Annotated in this window: 15 protein-coding genes, 1 other RNA gene, 1 pseudogene and 1 riboswitch; of the genes and pseudogenes, 16 read left to right on the top strand and 1 reads right to left on the bottom strand. The window is 40.7% G+C overall.

Going from position 1 to position 18328, the window contains the following annotated elements:
- Nucleotides 1-18: 18 nt before the first annotated feature.
- The 11 genes from NST59_RS10040 (at nt 19) to pbuX (ending at nt 10703) form a co-directional block, all read left to right on the top strand.
- A complete protein-coding gene (locus NST59_RS10040; RefSeq protein WP_039179451.1) occupies nt 19-1266 on the top strand; it encodes a ribonuclease H-like domain-containing protein in 1248 nt (415 codons plus the stop codon).
- Between the two features lie 316 nt (nt 1267-1582).
- Nucleotides 1583-1822: a CotD family spore coat protein gene (locus tag NST59_RS10035; RefSeq protein ID WP_073206049.1), complete on the top strand. Its 240-nt coding sequence runs from the start codon at nt 1583-1585 to the stop codon at nt 1820-1822.
- Nucleotides 1823-1870: 48 nt separating this feature from the next.
- Nucleotides 1871-2413 carry a DUF1273 domain-containing protein gene (locus NST59_RS10030; protein WP_029706022.1) on the top strand — a complete coding sequence of 181 codons (543 nt, stop codon included), beginning with the start codon at nt 1871-1873 and terminating at the stop codon, nt 2411-2413.
- Nucleotides 2414-2488: 75 nt separating this feature from the next.
- A complete protein-coding gene (gene gpsB, locus NST59_RS10025) occupies nt 2489-2794 on the top strand; it encodes a cell division regulator GpsB (protein ID WP_012010336.1) in 306 nt (101 codons plus the stop codon).
- A 60-nt stretch (nt 2795-2854) separates the two neighbouring features.
- Nucleotides 2855-3241, top strand: an RNA gene (gene rnpB / locus NST59_RS10020) — RNase P RNA component class B.
- A 108-nt stretch (nt 3242-3349) separates the two neighbouring features.
- The gene (locus tag NST59_RS10015; RefSeq protein WP_341040589.1) at nt 3350-4504 is read left to right on the top strand and encodes a THUMP domain-containing class I SAM-dependent RNA methyltransferase; all 1155 of its coding nucleotides are present in this window, start codon (nt 3350-3352) and stop codon (nt 4502-4504) included.
- Between the two features lie 105 nt (nt 4505-4609).
- The gene (locus tag NST59_RS10010; protein WP_024422762.1) at nt 4610-4807 is read left to right on the top strand and encodes a hypothetical protein; all 198 of its coding nucleotides are present in this window, start codon (nt 4610-4612) and stop codon (nt 4805-4807) included.
- A 75-nt stretch (nt 4808-4882) separates the two neighbouring features.
- Nucleotides 4883-6820, top strand: coding sequence for an ATP-dependent DNA helicase (locus tag NST59_RS10005; protein WP_144464532.1), 1938 nt, complete (start codon nt 4883-4885; stop codon nt 6818-6820).
- Nucleotides 6821-6943: 123 nt separating this feature from the next.
- On the top strand, nt 6944-8449 hold the full coding sequence (locus NST59_RS10000) for a carboxypeptidase M32 (protein WP_039179434.1): 1506 nt from the start codon (nt 6944-6946) through the stop codon (nt 8447-8449).
- Between the two features lie 136 nt (nt 8450-8585).
- A riboswitch (purine riboswitch) is annotated at nt 8586-8685 on the top strand.
- A 117-nt stretch (nt 8686-8802) separates the two neighbouring features.
- The gene (gene xpt, locus NST59_RS09995; RefSeq protein ID WP_024422759.1) at nt 8803-9387 is read left to right on the top strand and encodes a xanthine phosphoribosyltransferase; all 585 of its coding nucleotides are present in this window, start codon (nt 8803-8805) and stop codon (nt 9385-9387) included.
- The gene (gene pbuX / locus NST59_RS09990; protein ID WP_041085819.1) at nt 9384-10703 is read left to right on the top strand and encodes a xanthine permease PbuX; all 1320 of its coding nucleotides are present in this window, start codon (nt 9384-9386) and stop codon (nt 10701-10703) included. Before xpt ends, pbuX begins: the two co-directional genes overlap by 4 nt.
- A 180-nt stretch (nt 10704-10883) precedes the next feature.
- Here the strand turns inward: pbuX and NST59_RS09985 are convergent, their stop codons facing one another.
- A complete protein-coding gene (locus NST59_RS09985; RefSeq protein WP_064497505.1) occupies nt 10884-11738 on the bottom strand; it encodes a polysaccharide deacetylase family protein in 855 nt (284 codons plus the stop codon).
- 424 nt (nt 11739-12162) lie between these two features.
- Here NST59_RS09985 and NST59_RS09980 point away from each other — a divergent pair.
- The 5 genes and pseudogenes from NST59_RS09980 to NST59_RS09960 form a co-directional block, all read left to right on the top strand.
- Nucleotides 12163-12506, top strand: a pseudogene (locus NST59_RS09980) (transposase); the annotation flags it as partial.
- A 287-nt stretch (nt 12507-12793) separates the two neighbouring features.
- Entirely contained in the window at nt 12794-13894 is a 1101-nt protein-coding gene (locus NST59_RS09975; RefSeq protein ID WP_144491440.1) for a type III polyketide synthase, read from the top strand.
- The gene (locus NST59_RS09970) at nt 13891-14400 is read left to right on the top strand and encodes an isoprenylcysteine carboxyl methyltransferase family protein (RefSeq protein WP_034623498.1); all 510 of its coding nucleotides are present in this window, start codon (nt 13891-13893) and stop codon (nt 14398-14400) included. Before NST59_RS09975 ends, NST59_RS09970 begins: the two co-directional genes overlap by 4 nt.
- A 64-nt stretch (nt 14401-14464) precedes the next feature.
- Nucleotides 14465-14572, top strand: coding sequence for a Fur-regulated basic protein FbpC (gene fbpC / locus NST59_RS09965; RefSeq protein ID WP_306299200.1), 108 nt, complete (start codon nt 14465-14467; stop codon nt 14570-14572).
- A gap of 133 nt (nt 14573-14705) precedes the next feature.
- On the top strand, nt 14706-18302 hold the full coding sequence (locus NST59_RS09960) for a dynamin family protein (RefSeq protein WP_144490263.1): 3597 nt from the start codon (nt 14706-14708) through the stop codon (nt 18300-18302).
- Nucleotides 18303-18328: the final 26 nt, after the last annotated feature.

Genomic DNA, 18328 nt, shown 5'->3' with positions numbered 1-18328 from the left:
GGAGGAAGAGAGCTACTCATGTCACTAAAAGGGAAATTAAATAGAATGAAGAAGCACTTATCGCACAACCAGCCAAACGAAAAACGGCAAAAAGCAGTGGAAGGAAAGCCCCAGCCTGTGACGGCTGATAACATCCCATTTTTAAAGGAATGGGAGCAACTGGGTGCAGCTCCATATCACTTTGAGGATTCCTTTTGTCTCATTCGAGAAGTCACCTATTCATTAGATGACAAGCATGGACTCTATTCGTTTGCGGAACTGCCAAAGATCATCGAGGCTTGGAACAAAAGCGGCATCCAGCATTCACTATCTGCTAAAGGTTACAAACCGCATGAACTGTTTTTCTTTGATACAGAAACAACAGGATTATCTGGCGGGACGGGAAATATGATTTTCTTGCTTGGACATGCGCGGGTTTTTGCTGACAAAGTAGTGGTGAAACAGCACCTGCTCACAAATCCGGGAAATGAAGCGGCTCTTTATAAAAGCTTTCTCGATGAAGTGAACGTAGAATCGCTTGTTACATATAATGGAAAATCATTCGATTGGCCGCAAGTGAAAACGAGACATACTTTGTTGCGAGATCAAATCCCTGCGCTTCCAGAGTTTGGCCACTTTGATCTTCTGCATGGTTCAAGACGATTGTGGAAGCATAAATATGAACGAATGGCGCTGTCTGTGGTTGAAAAAGAAGAGCTGCACGTTCACCGGGAAGGCGACACACCAGGTTTTTTGGCACCGATGATCTATTTTCATTTTTTAAAGGAACAAAATCCGAAGCTCATCGAAGGGATTTTGACTCATAATGAATTAGACGTCCTTTCGTTAATCAGCCTCTACATCCATCTATCCAAAAAAATCCTATCTATGGATGCGGTAAAGGAGCACGATGAGAAATACGCGCTGGCTAGGTGGCATCTTGCGCATCGAGATGTACAGGAAGCTACGAAGCATTTGCGGGAATTAACAGGTGCTGATTTTGAACATGCCAATCAGGCGGCTTATGATCTCTCCTTACAATATAAACGGCTAAACGAGTGGGATGAAGCAGTTCGAATTTGGGAAACATTATTTGAATCAAGTGATGTCCATTTAGCATTAAAAGCAGGTATAGAGCTTGCGAAGTGTAAAGAGCATCGCCAAAAAGATGCAAGGTCAGCTCTTTCCATCACCGAATCTTTATTATCTTTCTCGTCGTTAAGCGAGCGAGACACGGAAGAGCTTGAGAAACGAAAAAAACGGCTATTGAGAAAAGCTGGGCAATGAAATATTATTACCCGGGAAAGCGCAAAAAATGACAACGTTCGGCTCTCGGCCGAAAATAAAAAATGTTTAGCACTTTTATTGTAGAAAGGCCGCGAATCCTGTAAAATAACGTTAGATATTGAATGAGGAGCGTATAGCATGTATAAGGGTCTTTTCTACTTGTTTTTTCTTGTGGTCATTTTGGTCGCTTTTGTGTTTTCGAACTATAAAGATATTTTTCTTGCCAACTTTTAAAATAGGTTAATGCATTAGTACATGTACACCTCTTGATTCATACATTGTTAATGTAAGAAAATAAAGGAGAGGGGAATGCTACATGTACCATCATCATCATCATTGCCATCCGAATGTTACACAGCCAATTGTTCATCCGACGAATCATTGCTGTACACACAGCGAGTCAACAACAATTGTGCCGCATATCCACCCGCAGCATGTGACAAATGTTCACCACCATAATTTCAAACATGTTCACTACTTCCCGCATACGTTTTCTCAGGTGGACCCGACAACACATCAACACTTTAATTGCGGTGGACCTTGCTGTAACAGATAAAGTGAATGGGACTTTTATAAGTCCCATTTTTTAAAAGCAGGTGAAGAAATGAAAATTATTGCTGTCACAGGGTACAAGCCGTTTGAGCTTGGGATATTCAAGCAAGACGAGCCTGCACTTCAATACATAAAAGCGGAGCTTCAAAAAAGGCTGACAGCCCTTATCGAAGAAGGTCTGGAATGGGTGCTCATATCAGGCCAGCTTGGCGCAGAAATCTGGACAGCCGAAGTGGTGTTTGAGCTTCAGGAGGAATATCCAGCGTTAAAACTTGCAGTCATTACGCCATTTTATGAACAGGAAGAGCGCTGGAATGAGCAAAACAAAGAATTGTATGAAGGAATTCTTGCACAGGCCGATTTTGTAGAAAGTGTCACGCATAGACCGTATGAAAGTCCGGCACAATTTAAACAAAAGAACCGCTTTTTTATTGAAAAAACAGATGGACTTCTCGTCTTATATGATCCCGAGCATGAGGGATCGCCGAAGTATATGATTAGAGAAGCAGAAGCCTATACCGATTACCCCATTATGTACATCACAATGGATGATCTAAGAGCGCAGGTTGAGGCGGAAGATCCGTTTTTTGATTAAAAGCAAGAGAAAATTTGACAACGTCACGTATTTCTGAAAAAATATACTATGAATTCACGATATGAGGTGAAAAAGATGCTTGCTGATAAAGTAAAGCTTTCTGCGAAAGAAATTTTAGAAAAAGAATTTAAAACAGGTGTCAGAGGGTACAAACAAGAAGAAGTCGATAAATTTTTAGATATGGTCATTAAAGACTATGAGACATTCAACCAAGAAATCGAAAAACTTCAACAAGAAAACCTCCACTTGTCAAAACAGCTTGAAGAAGCTGTTGAACAAGGGAAAAGACAGCCTGCACAGTCTAATACAACAAACTTTGATATTTTAAAAAGACTATCGAACCTTGAGAAACACGTTTTTGGCAGCAAACTTTATGATTGAGTCTTGCTGAAAAAGCTTGTGTCAGATGTCATTGTCGTTTATAATAACGCTTATTGATTAACGTTCGGGTAATCGCTGTAATGCTATTTAGGGCATTGCAGAGGAAAGTCCATGCTCGCACGGTGCTGAGATGCCCGTAGTGTTCGTGCCTGGCGAAAAAATAAGCCAGGGCAGCCTGGGAAAGGCTGACGGCAGGAAAAATGCCTACGTCCTCTTTAGGATATGGCAAAGTATCCTTGAAAGTGCCACAGTGACGAAGTCTCACTAGAAATGGTGAGAGTGGAACGCGGTAAACCCCTCGAGCGAGAAACCCAAACTTGGTAGGGGAACTTTCTCAAAGGAACCAAACGGAGAGAAGGACAGAGAATTCTGTAGATAGATGATTACCACCTGAGTACGAGGCATTTGCCGTTTGCAGTACGATGGAACAAAACATGGCTTACAGAACGTTATATCCGTTATAATAAACATGATGAAACAAAGCTCTCCTATTTCAACATATGGAGAGCTTTTATCTTGAATACATAAAAGGACGAGAAAACAGGTGATAAATTAATGAAAACCTATACACTCATCGCAACAGCTCCAATGGGGATTGAAGCAATTGTTGCAAAAGAAGTAAGAGACCTTGGCTATGATTGCACAGTCGACAATGGAAAAGTGATTTTCAAGGGGGATGCTCTTGCGATTTGCCGTGCAAACCTTTGGCTGCGTACAGCAGACCGGATCAAGGTACAAGTTGCTGAATTTTCGGCAAAAACATTTGATGAGCTTTTTGAACGGACGAAAGCGATTGACTGGGCCGCTTTTTTACCAAAAAACAGTACGTTTCCTGTCATCGGGAAATCTGTGAAATCTCAGCTTGCCAGTGTGCCGGACTGCCAGCGCATCGTCAAAAAAGCCATCGCCCAAAAGCTGAAATCCTCCTACAATATTCAGTCTGAATGGCTTGAAGAGACGGGACCTGAATATAAAATCGAGATTGCTCTTTTAAAAGATAAAGCTGTGCTTACTCTTGATACATCTGGTGTAGGTCTTCATAAACGTGGATACCGCATGGATCAAGGCGGAGCACCTATTAAAGAAACGCTTGCAGCTGCGCTCGTCCTATTAACGAACTGGACACCTGACCGTCCGTTTGTTGATCCTTTCTGCGGATCAGGAACAATCGCCATTGAAGCAGCGATGATAGGACAAAACATTGCCCCGGGATTCAACCGGGATTTTGCGTCTGAATCATGGGAATGGATCGGCGAAGACGTATGGAACAAAGCGCGTGTAGAAGTAGAAGAAAAAGCAAACTATGACCAGCCGCTCCGCATTATTGCAAGTGATATCGACCATCGTATGGTAGACATTGCAAAAATGAATGCAGAAGAAGCAGGACTAAGTGAACTGATTGAGTTTAAACAAATGCAAGTAAAAGACTTTCAAACAAAAGAAGAGTATGGTGTGATTGTCGGAAATCCTCCTTACGGTGAACGACTGAGTGATAAACCAGCAGTTGAAAAAATGTATCAAGGAATGGGTGAAGCATTTAAGAACCTAGATACCTGGTCCATATACATCTTAACGTCACACGAAAAATTCGAAGAATGCTTCGGAAGAAAAGCGACGAAAAAGAGAAAGCTGTTTAACGGTTTTATCAAAACAGACTATTATCAATATTGGGGAAAACGCCCGCCTAGAAAACAAACAACTGAATCGTAATAAATGGCCGCACCGAAAGAAGGTGCGGCTTTTTTGTGCTGAAAAGGTATAACTCTAAGCGAGACGGAATAAACTGAACTTGATTTTAAAAAAAGAGGTGTCGTCATGATTCATTATGATCAAATTCAGTTAATCCAAAAAGCACTCGCTTCGACTGCTCAAGAAATAGAAGGGCATGAAGGTGGACAATCTGCTCAGCTTACGGCAGCCATCGAAGATTTGGCACTGGCTCAGGCATACATAGAACGTTCTGAGCATGCATTTTTAATGAAGGAAAGCTATCAACATCGCCTGCGCTCATAAAAAAAGATTGTTTTTCCCCAGCGTAAATGGTACTATTGAATGTCTGAATGATTCAAAAGTTGGGGGTTGAAGCAGGTGACAGCATCTCGTTTGCCTTTTTCATTATCAAAAGAACACAATTTTTACGAAGAACTGGGCAACTGGATTGGTGATGTGTTTTATGACATTTTGCCAGAAAAGGGCTTTGATCTTCGAGATGAACAAATATTCATGGCTTTTCAGCTAGAAAGAGCCTTTAAAGAAAAAAGTGTGATGTTTGCCGAAGCTGGGGTAGGCACAGGCAAAACCATCGTCTATCTATTATTTGCCGTCACATATGCAAGGTATACAGGGAAGCCTGCGATTATTGCATGTGCAGACGAAACGTTAATTGAACAGCTCGTTAAACAAGAAGGTGATATCTATAAAATTGCCAATCACCTTGATATTCAAATAGATGCGAGATTAAGTAAATCGCATGATCAATATTTATGCTTAAAGAAGCTAGAGAAAACGATGCAGCGTGAAGATGATGAAAAGTGGCTCGATATTTATGAATCACTGCCTTCATTTGTTCATGAATCACATGGTATGCAAACCTTTTATCCATATGGCGATCGAAAAGAGTATCCAGAGTTATCAAATGATGAATGGTCACGAATTGGCTATGACTCATTTCAGGACTGCCTGACGTGCGATATGCGCCATCGCTGCGGTCTGAATTTATCAAGAGATCATTACCGGAAAGCGACAGATCTCATCATCTGTTCACATGATTTTTACATGGAGCATGTGTGGACGAAGGAATCCCGAAAACGTGAGGGACAGCTTCCGCTGCTTCCTGAGCATAGCTCCGTCGTATTTGATGAAGGACATCTTCTCGAGTTTGCCGCACAAAAAGCCTTAACGTACCGAGTGAAGCAATCAACGCTTGAAACATTTTTGGAGCGTCTTTTGCAAAACGACATACGCGAAGAATTTGCAGAGCTTGTTGAAGATGCACTTGCAACAAACGATGAGTTCTTTTATCTCTTAAAAACACATGCCAAAGAAGTCAAAGGCTCGCACCGGCTTGAAATTGGGCGTGTCGATGAGGTGAAGCGTTCTGCAAGCGAATTGTGTGACTTGCTTGAAAAAATCGGAGAAGCGCTCGTGTTTGAATCTGAAATGTATACGATCGATCAATACGAATTATCTGTTGTGGAAGAATACATTGAACAAATGGCGTATTCTCTATCGCTTTATCAAAAAAATGCCATTAGCTGGCTGGAAAAACAGGAATTAGATACAACATTTGTTGTGATGCCGAAGACGGTTGCAGAGGTACTTGGCGAAAAAGTTTTCTCGCAAAAAAGACCATATATTTTCTCTTCCGCTACATTGTCTGAGAATCAATCCTTTGATTATTTAGCTGAAAGTCTTGGGATTAAAGATTACTTATCAATGAGTGTCGCTTCGCCGTATGATTACGATGAACAAATGAAGATTTATTTCCATGGAATTCAGCAGATCGCTGAGCAAGAGGCAAAAGCACAGCAAGTGATCACTCAGCTGAAAGAAAATGGAGGACGATCTCTGATTCTATTCCCTTCATTTGATGAACTCCATTTCTTTAGAAAACAGCTGGAAGCAGCAAATGAATCACTGCCGTTTGACGTATATTTTGAGGGAGACGAGGAAATCAGCACAATTGTTCAAAAGTTCCAAGCTGATGAGACGTCTGTGTTAAGCTCTGTTCATCTGTGGGAAGGGCTTGATATTCCAGGTGAATCATTAACGAATGTGATCATCTGGGGACTTCCTTATCCGCCGCATGATCCGGTATTTGAAGCGAAAAGAAATGAAGCAAAGGATGCACATGCTGAAGTTGACCTTCCGTATATGCTGCTTCGCTTACGCCAAGGGATCGGAAGACTGATCCGGACAAGCCAAGACGCAGGAAGCATTCATATATATTTTGATCGTAAGGAAGATACGGCGCTTCAAAGTAAAATTGAATCCGTCCTGCCAGTAAAGCCCATCATTACATCTTAAATAGCTGAAAACTTGTAAAGGAGGAGGATACCGCTGTGTGTCCTCCTTTTTCATTGACAAAAGAACATTCATTGAAGTAGCCTTGAAACGTACATACATATTATTGATAGGGGGAACAAACGCATGAGTCTTGAAGCAACTGAGAAAGCGTTTTATCAATTACTAGGGAAAATCGCCCATTATACAGAGGCGCTCCATTTACTTTATTGGGACTCTAGAACACAAGCGCCTAAAAAAAGTGCGGATTTTAGAGCGGAAACGATCGGTCAATTATCAAGTGACATTTTTAATATGAAGACTTCTGACGAAATGAGAGATCTTCTTCACGAATTAAACAAACATCGAAATGAGCTGTCAAAAGATACACAAAAGGCGCTCGAATTATCACAAAAAGAGTATGATGAAAACAGCAAAATTCCGAAAGAAGAATTTAAAGAATACTCGATTTTGCAATCAAAAGCAGAGCATGTTTGGGTAGAAGCAAGGGAGAAATCAGACTTTTCACTCTTTGCACCATACTTAAAACAGCTTATTGACTTTAACAAGCGTTTCATCCAATATTGGGGCGTGAAAAAAACGCCTTATGATGTGCTGCTCAATAACTATGAGCCAGATATGACGGTTGAACAGCTTGATCAAAAATTTGGTGCACTTCGTGACGCTATTGTTCCTCTTGTGAAAAAAATCGAAGCTTCACCAAATAAGCCGGATACTTCATTTTTATCGAAAAGCTTTCCGATTGATAAACAAAAGGAATTGAGCCTCTTTTTCTTAAAAGAATTGGGATATGACTTTGACGCAGGCCGCCTTGATACAACCGTCCATCCATTTGCAGTGACATTAAGCAGAGGTGACGTGCGTGTGACGACCCGTTATGATGAGCATGATTTTCGAATGGCGATCTTTGGCACGATTCATGAATGTGGTCATGCGATTTATGAGCAAAACATTGATGAAGCACTGAGCGGAACGCTTTTATGTGATGGCACTTCAATGGGTATCCATGAATCACAGTCTCTTTTCTTTGAGAACTTTATCGGCAGACACGAAGATTTCTGGAAAACGTATTATCAAAAGCTGCAAGAAGCATCTCCTGAGCAATTTAAAGATGTTTCTTTAGAAGACTTTGTGCATGCAGTGAATGAATCGAAGCCGACTTACATTCGAATTGAAGCCGATGAACTGACGTATCCGCTTCACATTATCATCCGCTATGAAATTGAGAAAGCGATTTTCAATGAAGAAGTAGCAGTTGAAGATCTACCTGCACTTTGGAATGAAAAATATCAAGCGTATCTTGGCATTACGCCTCCTAATGATGCACTCGGTATCTTGCAGGATGTTCACTGGTCTGATGGAAGTTTTGGCTATTTCCCTTCATATGCCCTTGGTTATATGTATGCGGCGCAATTAAAACAACAAATGATTAAAGACTTACCAAATTTTGATGAGCTAATTCAAAATGGGTCTTTTGCACCGATAAAAGAATGGCTGACGGAACATGTTCATCAGCATGGAAAACGGAAAAAGCCATCTGAAATCATTCAAGATGCAACAGGCGAAGAATTAAATGTTCAATATTTAATCGACTACTTAACGGATAAATATACGAAACTGTATTTATCATAAAAGAAGGGCACCCTTTCATGAGAAGGGTGCTTTTTTGATGCTTGAATATTCTAAAAACGAACATTTTGTTCTGATCTATTATTTAAGTTCGGTATTTTTCTGGAAAAGTGCTTTCCAAGCGTCTGAAATCTTGTTATAATTTGAACACTATAACACTCATATAATCGCGTGATGATGGCACGCAAGTTTCTACCGGACACCGATACGGTCCGACTATGAGTGAGCAAAATGAAACAGCTCTTGTCTGAGCTGAAGATCCGTGGATCGTTTTCGCATTGCTTGCTCCTCATGGGCAGCAATGCTTTTTTTATGCAAAAAATCGAATGTTTGCCAATATGCTAGGGGGAAAAATGATGGAATTGTTACGTCAAAAAATTGAGAACGAAGGAATCGTTCTGTCAAATCAAGTGTTAAAGGTAGATGCTTTTTTAAATCATCAAATTGATCCTGTGTTAATGCATGAGATTGGGCAAGAGTTTGCTAGATTATTTAAGCATGATGGCATTACAAAAATCATCACAATCGAATCTTCAGGCATCGCACCTGCTGTGATGGCTGGGCTTGCTCTTCAAGTCCCTGTTGTGTTTGCAAGAAAACGTCAATCACTCACATTAACGGATAACCTGTTAACAGCCAGTGTGTACTCTTTTACGAAAAAAGTAGAAAGCACGATTGCTGTCTCAAATACGCATCTGAGTGAAAACGATTGTGTGTTAATCATTGATGATTTTTTAGCAAATGGTGAAGCTGCGAAAGGACTTGCAGCGATTGCAAAGCAGGCAAAGGCGAAAGTAGCCGGATTTGGCATTGTCATTGAAAAATCATTCCAGCCTGGAAGAAATGCGCTTGTGCAAATGGGCTACCGCGTCGAGTCCCTCGCACGTATTGAATCACTTGAGGAAGGGAAAGTCACGTTTGTACGGGAGGTACAATCATGAATGCCGCTAAAAAAGTCAAAACGCTCTCGCTGGGCATTCAGCATGTACTGGCAATGTATGCAGGTGCTGTTCTTGTACCGCTCATTGTTGGAGATGCGCTTGGGCTCACGCCTGCACAGCTGACTTACCTCATCTCTGCGGATATTTTCATGTGCGGGGCTGCTACATTGCTTCAAGTATGGAAAAACCGCTTCTTTGGAATCGGTTTACCTGTTGTATTAGGCTGTACATTTACGGCGGTTTCTCCAATGATTGCGATTGGCTCTAAGTATGGAATTTCGTCTATCTATGGCAGTATTATCGCTTCTGGGTGTATTGTCATTCTTCTTTCTTTTTTCTTTGGGAAGCTTGTGAAATTTTTCCCGCCTGTTGTCACAGGCTCTGTCGTCACGATTATTGGTATCACCCTCATTCCTGTAGCGATGAACAATATGGCAGGAGGAGAAGGAAGTGCGGACTATGGTTCTTTTGAAAATCTAGGGCTCGCTTTCCTTGTACTATTTATCATTGTACTGCTCTATCGATTCACGAAAGGGTTTATGAAGGCGATCGCCATTTTAATCGGTATCCTCCTTGGGACAGCAGTTGCTGCGTTTATGGGGAAAGTGGAAACAGCTGAGGTGGCAAACGCCCAGGTTTTCCGCATGATTGAGCCATTTTATTTTGGCATGCCGACCTTTGAATTTGCACCGATCATGACCATGACGTTAGTTGCGATTGTGTCATTAGTTGAATCAACAGGCGTTTATTTCGCACTAGGTGATTTAACAAACCGTTCATTAAAAGAAAAAGATTTGGCTAAAGGCTATCGGGCAGAGGGGATTGCTGTGTTATTAGGTGGAATCTTCAATGCTTTTCCGTACACAGCCTACTCACAAAACGTTGGATTGATCCAGCTAACTGGCGTCAAGAAAAACCAAGTTATTGTCGTAACAGGGGCATTGCTCATGTTATTTGGTCTTTTTCCTAAAATCGCTGCCTTTACGACGATTATTCCAAAATCGGTTCTTGGCGGTGCAATGGTTGCCATGTTTGGTATGGTCATTGCATACGGTATTAAAATGCTCTCACGCGTGGATTTTGCAAAGCAGGAGAACTTGCTGATCGTTGCTTGCTCCGTGGGAATCGGCTTAGGTGTTACCGTCGTACCGCAAATGTTTGAGCATCTGCCAGATTCGATGAAATTATTAACAAGTAACGGCATTGTGGCCGGAAGCTTTACCGCAATTTTGCTTCATATTATTTATCACATGATTCCTTTTAAAAAAGAAGCCGAGCATGACCTGGTAGAAGAACCTAAGCAATCTGTTATGTAAACACCTCTCTTGGAGAGGGATTCAGATTATGGACAAAGAGCTAAAATGACCTTTTTTTAGCTCTTTGTCTTCTTTTTAGCTTGATAAAAAACCTTTGATCCTAGGAAGGAGCGTGTAAGGGTTTGTCTACAAGCTGAAAGCCCGCATCTTTTGGATACGGGCTTTTTGTGATTATCACTATTAATGCTGTACCGGCGGCATTGTTTCGTTAATGACTGCAAATGTATAGCCCCTTGCTTTTAGCTGTATAATCAGGCTGTCTAAATAGTTTGTGGTAGAGGGTTGATCATGCATTAATATAACTTTTGGTTCCCATGGTTTATTATTCTCAAACATTTGCAATTGATTCAATACCTCTGGAACATATTGTGAGTTTTTATATCTCCAGTCAAGGCTATCAATCGTCCAGTCCCAGTAAATAAAGCCATTTTGGTTTAAACGTACTTTTTGATGATATGTTAAATTTGGAACACTGCCATAGGGGGTTCTTACAAGACGGCTGTAGACACCTGTAACAGAGGCAAGAATACGCTGAGCTTCTCTCATTTCATTAACGGGAGACTCGCTGTTCTGATAAAAGAGGTTTATATCATGCGTCATGCCATGAAGACCTAATTGATGTCCTTCTTGATAAAGTCTTTTCACAGCTGATTGGTGTGCTTGGATTTGCGGTCCAAGCATGAAGAACGTCGCCTTCACGTGATGTGCTTTTAATACATTTAACAGCTGATTTGATGTAGCAGAAGGACCATCATCAAATGTTAAAAAGACCGTTTTATTTGTTGCCTGTTGGTTTGGATTGGTCTTAAAATGTGTATCCAATGTTCTTGTAGACTGATCTTTTGCTTTCAGACTGATGCTTGTGTCACGGAAGTCACTGCTGGCAACATTTTTTGCTTGCCCATTTGTCGCCTGCAAATGGGGTTTAGACATATCCCAGATAAAAAAGAGAAACAGTGTAAGAAGCACTAAACCAATTACCTTTGAGAGAAGTATCATGTTGTAGGGTGTCTTTTTTTTGGAAACCTTTTTCATTACAATCACTCCAGTCAATTAAATTTTGAGCCGAACCATGTTGTAGATTCTTTCTTTTTTCACTGTTTTTCTTGGTACACATATTGATTATGTATATAGTGGAAAAAATCCTTTTTATATAGAAAATTCAAATGAATTAGAAATTTATGGTTGTTACTTTGTGTTGATCAGCAAATAAAGGTGATCCATTCATGTTTAAATAAAATCATTCTGAATAATGATCGAAACGTTAATATTTATACGCTAAGATAGCATCAGATGTGACCATTAACTCGAAGCGAAAGGGAGATTCCTTATGAAAGTGTTGTATCATGACGATTTCATTGAAAAAAGGGTGCTCATGTGGAAAGTGGAGACAGAGGCGATTAATCTCAAAAAACAATAGAGAAAAGCTCGTACCACTACAAAATAAAGAAGATATCGGCAAATTCTCTCTTACCGTACAACGACTAGAGAAGGATTTAAACAATATGTGTCCGGCTCAGAGGTTTGTAAAACTAGTTCTTTTCTAGATAACTGTACACAAAGTCAAAATCATACCAAGCAAATTCATCGCATATTTGGCAAGACTAGATGAAGTAAACTACCTAAGACTCACTGAAATTAATAAAAGCAACTATGCAAAGCGGAGAGAAATAAAGAACGCGTCTTTGCGGATGCAAAAGAAAAGCATAGTATGCGTTGGGCGAAACTTCGTGTACTAAAAAAATTTCAATGCAAGCGATGCTTACTCTCGCTGCCATAAATCTTAAAAAATTAGCTAACTAGACATGGAAAACACTATGTCCAGCGTAAACCCTTTATAATTACTACGGTCTGAACACTTCTCTTTTAGAAGTGTTTTTTTGCATAAAAAAAGCAGGTTCGCTTGGCTTAGAACGAACCTGTGAAGGAGGAAAACTACATCATGTTTTCACCTATATTATCCAATATTTATCAATTGTCGTCAAGACAAAAAGTTAGACGAAGGAAAATATTTTGACTGAATTGTGACGTTTTGGCATGTATATCCTTTTTTCGATAGGGGATATTAATCGAAAAAAGAGGTGAAGCCGATGGCGTACATTCTTTCTGTTGGAACGAGTCTGCCACAACATCATGTGGATCAGAAAAAGGCGGCTGATTTTGCTAGATCCCAATTTAAACGATCGTTTAAAGATATCGACCGGCTGCTCAGAGCTTTTCAAAATGGAGAAATCGAGAGCAGACAGTTTGTGCAGCCAATTGAATGGTATCAGACGCACCACTCTTTTGAGGAGAAAAACAACCTCTATTTGGAAAAAGCATTGGCTCATGCAAAAGAAGCGGTCATACACTGTCTTCATGAGAAGGCATTCCTGAAAAAACCGATTCCGTTTGAAGAAATCGATGCATTGTTTTTTATTTCAAGCACCGGACTTTCGACACCAAGCCTTGATGCAAAACTGATGAACGTTCTCCCTTTTTCGCCTTATACGAAACGAGTGCCGATCTGGGGCTTAGGATGCGGGGGCGGAGCGGCGGGGTTGACCCGGGCTTACGAATACATAAGGGCATTTCCAGAAGCGAAGGTACTGGTTGTCGCCTGCGAACTGTGCAGTTTAACCTTTCAGCCGCAAGATCAATCAAAAAGCAATTTAATCGGTACATCTTTGTTCGGAGACGGGACAGCAGCGGTACTCTTAACTGGAGAAAAAGGTGTATCAGAATACACCCATCTAAAAACAGTCCCTAAAGTGATTGGTACACAATCTGTCACAATGAAAGAGTCTGAGGATGTGATGGGCTGGGAATTTACAAGTGACGGCTTTCGGGTTATTTTCTCCCGTGACATTCCTTCCATTATTTCCGGCTGGTTAAAAGAGCAAGTCGATCAATTTTTAGAGCAGCAAGGGTATTCGGCAGAAGATCTATCGGTTTTTCTTGCCCATTCTGGAGGGAAAAAAGTGATCGATGCCTATATTAAAAGTCTATCCTTACAAGAAGATCAGCTCTTTTCATCAAAAGAAGTGCTCAGACAACACGGAAATATGTCCTCTGCCACAGTTTTGTATGTGATCAAGCATTATCTTGAACATCAATCCGCTGAAGCGGGAGATATGGGTCTTTGCGGAGCGCTTGGTCCGGGATTTTCATCAGAGCTGCTGCTCATGAAATGGGAGGAGGTCTTATCATGATTATTTGGCTCGTCATTGGTTTCTTCGTGTGTCAGCGTCTTATTGAAATGCTTGTGGCTAAAAGAAATGAAAAGAAAGTGAAAGCGATCGGTGCCATTGAATTTGGTGCAAGTCATTATCCTTATATGGTCGCTATGCATGCGGGCTTTTTTCTCTCACTCATGGTTGAGGTATGGGGGTTAAACAGGCCGCCGTCGCGCTATTTTCTTGTGTTGCTCGTTTTCCTGCTGGCTACACAGGTTATTCGATATTGGGCATTATGCTCTCTTGGAACGTATTGGAATACAAAGATTTTAGTTGTACCAAATGCGATGATGGTGAAAAAAGGACCTTATCGCTGGTTAAAGCATCCTAACTATGTCGTGGTGGCGATTGAGCTTATGCTGATCCCGCTTTTATTTAATGCCTATTTTACCGCCATTTTGTTCACATGTTTAAATGCATGGATGATGGCTGTGAGAATTCAAACAGAAGAGAAAGCGCTCAATCAGTATTTGTTAAATTAATATTGAAAATCATTATCAATTGTGATACACTTTCATTAATGATAAGCATTCTCAATCACGAAGGATGGACGGTGATCACATGACAATGGTCTTCTTACTCGGTACGGTCTGTGTATACAGCCTATTAATTGGCTTCGTATTAAAAGGTGTTTCTAAAAAATCTGCTTCCTGATCGCAGTCAATTGCGACTGATCGGGCAGCAGATTTTTTTTATTTCCTCAGATCAGAAGAAAAATCTCTTGATTTTGTGTAAAATGGTATCACATACATAACTGACTTTTCTAAAAACAAAGGGGTTTATCGTCATGGAAGACTTGTCTATTCGAGATTCGCTCGTTCAAACTACAGGTGCTTTATATCAAAGCCTTCTCAAAAGGGATGATCATGAACGCGCAGCCAAACTTGCATCGATTATCAAAAAGGAAGCAGAAGAAGAAGTGTATATCGCATTTACCGGCCACTATTCAGCTGGAAAGTCATCACTTGTGAATCATCTGCTTCATGATCACATCCTGCCAACGAGTCCGATTCCAACAAGTGCAAACTTGGTCGTCGTGAGGAAAGGGGAGAGTGAAGTAAAGCTTCACACCTCAGATGGCCGTTTTGCAAAAATGAGCGGTTCTTATGATAAAGAAGCAGTTCAGCGTTTTTGTAAGGACGGGGAACAGATTGAAATGGTGGAAATTAGCGGTGACTATAGAGGATTGGAAGAAAAGGTGGCACTGATTGATACGCCTGGAATTGATTCAACGGATCATACCCATTTTTTATCTGCCGCGTCTATTCTTCATCAAGCAGATGCTCTTTTTTATGTCGTGCACTACAACCATGTTCATTCAGAAGAAAACATTCGTTTCATTCGCTCCATTAAAGAGAAAGTGCCAAATCTTTATTTCATCGTAAATCAAGTCGATCGACATGATGAGCATGAGACAGCGTTTGAAGACTACAAAAATCAAGTAGTTGATATGCTTCTTAAAGAGGGCATTGAAGAAGAACATCTATACTTTACATCTGTAACCGATGAGTCGCATCCAAGAAACGAAATGATTCGTTTAAACGAGAAACTGCAAGAATTACAAACATTGCCGAAAGCATCACTTCGCGCCTATACCGAGCAGAAAATAGAGAATGTTTTAAAAGAACATATTGACTCATTAAAAGAAGAGCTGCAAGAAGAGGATCTTGATTCACTGCTTCAAGAAAAAAGAAGAGAAGTCAAGGAACTTGAAGCGAAAAGCAGCTTTATTGAAAATGGAGCAAAACAGTTAGAAGACGAAGTGTCTTTTGAAGTCGAGAATATTTTAAAAAATGCAAACCTAACCCCATTTAAAATGAGAGAGCTTGCAAGTGACTATATTGAATCGAAAGCACCTGGCTTTAAGGTAGGACTGCTGTTCGCTAAAAATAAAACTGAGCAGGAAAAAGAAAAGCGGGCGAACGATTTCTTAGCAGATGTCAAAGCAAGAATGAAAGCTGAAGTGGACTGGCATATTGCTGAGCTGCTCAAAAAAGAAGTCAAGAAACATCAGCTTGGTGAAGAGCTATTAAATCAAGTGATGGCATTTGAAACACCTGTGGAAGAATCACTGCTTGAAAACGTCATCCATCATGGTGCGACATTTTCAAATGAATACGTTTTGCAATATGCAAAAGATGCTGGTGAAGCACTGAAAAGACAGACCAAACAGAAAGCAATACCATTGATTGAACAAATGACCGAGACGCTGAAAACCCAGCTCATGAATGAAAAGGGAAAGCAACAAGATAAGTGGGCCCAGGCAGCACAGGAGCTCCAAGCGCTCGAGCAAAGCATGGAAAAAAATGATCAAATCAGAAGAGATATTGAGCATGTATGGGATATATGGCAAAACGGAACAAATGAGCAGATCACAGATGATTGGTTTTATGTGAAAAAACATCGGATGCAGCATGACGAGCTAAATCAGAATCATACGTCCACTCATGCGGAAGAAAGCGAGAAAGAAAATCAGCAGCAGACAGAGCTTGATCAAATGCGTCAATCACAGCATATTACGACAGCGCAGTCGATTGACCAGTTTGAGCAGCTTTCTCAAATGTTAATGCCATTAAACGCGCTTCAGTCTCAAAGAAAGTCCTTTGAACAACGAACAAAGCGGCTTCAAGCGAAGGAATTTACACTCGCCTTATTCGGTGCTTTTAGTTCAGGGAAATCGTCGTTTGCCAATGCCCTAGTTGGGAGAAAGGTGCTGCCATCATCTCCTACACCAACGACGGCCACGATCAATAAGCTGACGCGGCCGACAGAAGACCATCCGCATGAAAGTGTGAAAGTGGTGTTCAAAACCGAGCAGGAAATATTAGAAGAGCTCGATCAAATTCTCGGTTTTTCTATAACAGAAGAAAAGGGAGATACGTTTCAAGCCAAACTCGAACGAACGCTGAAAAAAAGAGAGCTTGAACAGGATCACCGCATCATTGTTGAACATTTTTTAAACGCTCATGAAAAGTTCCGTGAGTCCATTCAAAAACAAACGCCGCACAATGTCACCCTGCAAGAATTAAAGCCATATGTGGCAGAAGAGGCTGTTTCTTGTGTGGTGAAGGAAGTGACGGTGTATTTAAGTACACCTTTAACAGATAAAGGACTAACGATTGTTGATACACCAGGCGCCAGCAGTATGAATAAACGTCATACAGAGATTGCCTTTCAATATATGAAGGATGCTGATGCCCTTCTTTATTTAACTTACTACCAGCATTCTTTCTCAAAAGCAGACCGGTCATTTTTACGTAAACTCGGGCTTGTAAAAGATTCATTTAGCATGGATAAAATGTTTTTTATTATCAATGCAGCTGACCTCGCAAAGGATCAAACAGAGCTTGAAACCGTCTTTGACTATGTGAAAAATGAGCTCACAAAAGAAGGCATCCGGCAGCCAAACCTTTATCATGTATCCAGTAAGGAAGAGATCGAAGGAAAGGTTCAGTCGCCCTATAACCAGTATGCACAGCTTAGAACACAGCTCGACTATTTTATTGAGGAAGAATTAACGAAAGATGCGATTGAGCTGCTGTATTTTGAAGCGAGTACATTATGTAGAACAGTCGACAAGCTGCATGAGACGCTGCATCAGTCAGAAGATGAAAAGCAAGCGGAAAAGAAAAAGATAGACACATCCTATGAAGCGATCGTTGATCAAATGAGCCATATTAAACGATCTAAGCTAGTGACAGAAAGTGTGAAAAAGGACTTACACGAACAGCTTTACCACATTGTTCAGCGCTTGTCACTTTATGCAAATGATCTGTTAAAGACAGCCTTTTATCCTGGAATATCTCAAGGGGACTTCAGGCAGGAGTTGAAAAAAGCGCTTGAACAGGCGCTAAAGGATTATGAATTTGAATTTGTACAGGAGATAAAGGCGCTTGATATTCGAATGGAATCGTTTATCACTCAATATTTCAAAGAGGAGTGGGAGAAAGGATTACAGGCTGCGTGTGCAGAAGATCCTTACTTTTCTCTCCGGCTGTCGCCGCCAGATGAGAAAAATGCAGAGCTGAAACAAATTGAAGTGGAAGCGGACCTAACGCCGTTTGAGCCGCTCTTAAAGAAGCAAAAATCAGCAAAAGCTTTCTTTGAACAGAACGGGAAGGCAGCGTTTATTGAAGCGATTCGAGATGTTCTTTTCCAGTTAACGACGAAATGGGCAGATAAAGAAAAAGAAGAATTACAGAGCAGATACGAAATGATGGTGAAGACCTTTACTGAAAGATATGAGACAGAAGCGTTCAAGCAGCTGAATGAACAAAAACAAACATTTATCATGAGCTTGACGACAGATGCGAAAGAGCAGGCGATGATAGAACAAGTATACAAGCAGACAAATGAATGGAAGAATCAGTTGAAAACCATTTGATTCATGATAGACTATATAAAAAAGAA

It is taken from the genome of Bacillus sp. FSL R5-0439 (assembly GCF_038008805.1).
Classification (GTDB): Bacteria; Bacillota; Bacilli; order Bacillales; family Bacillaceae; genus Bacillus; species Bacillus safensis.
This window is presented reverse-complemented; position numbering and strand designations above follow the sequence as displayed.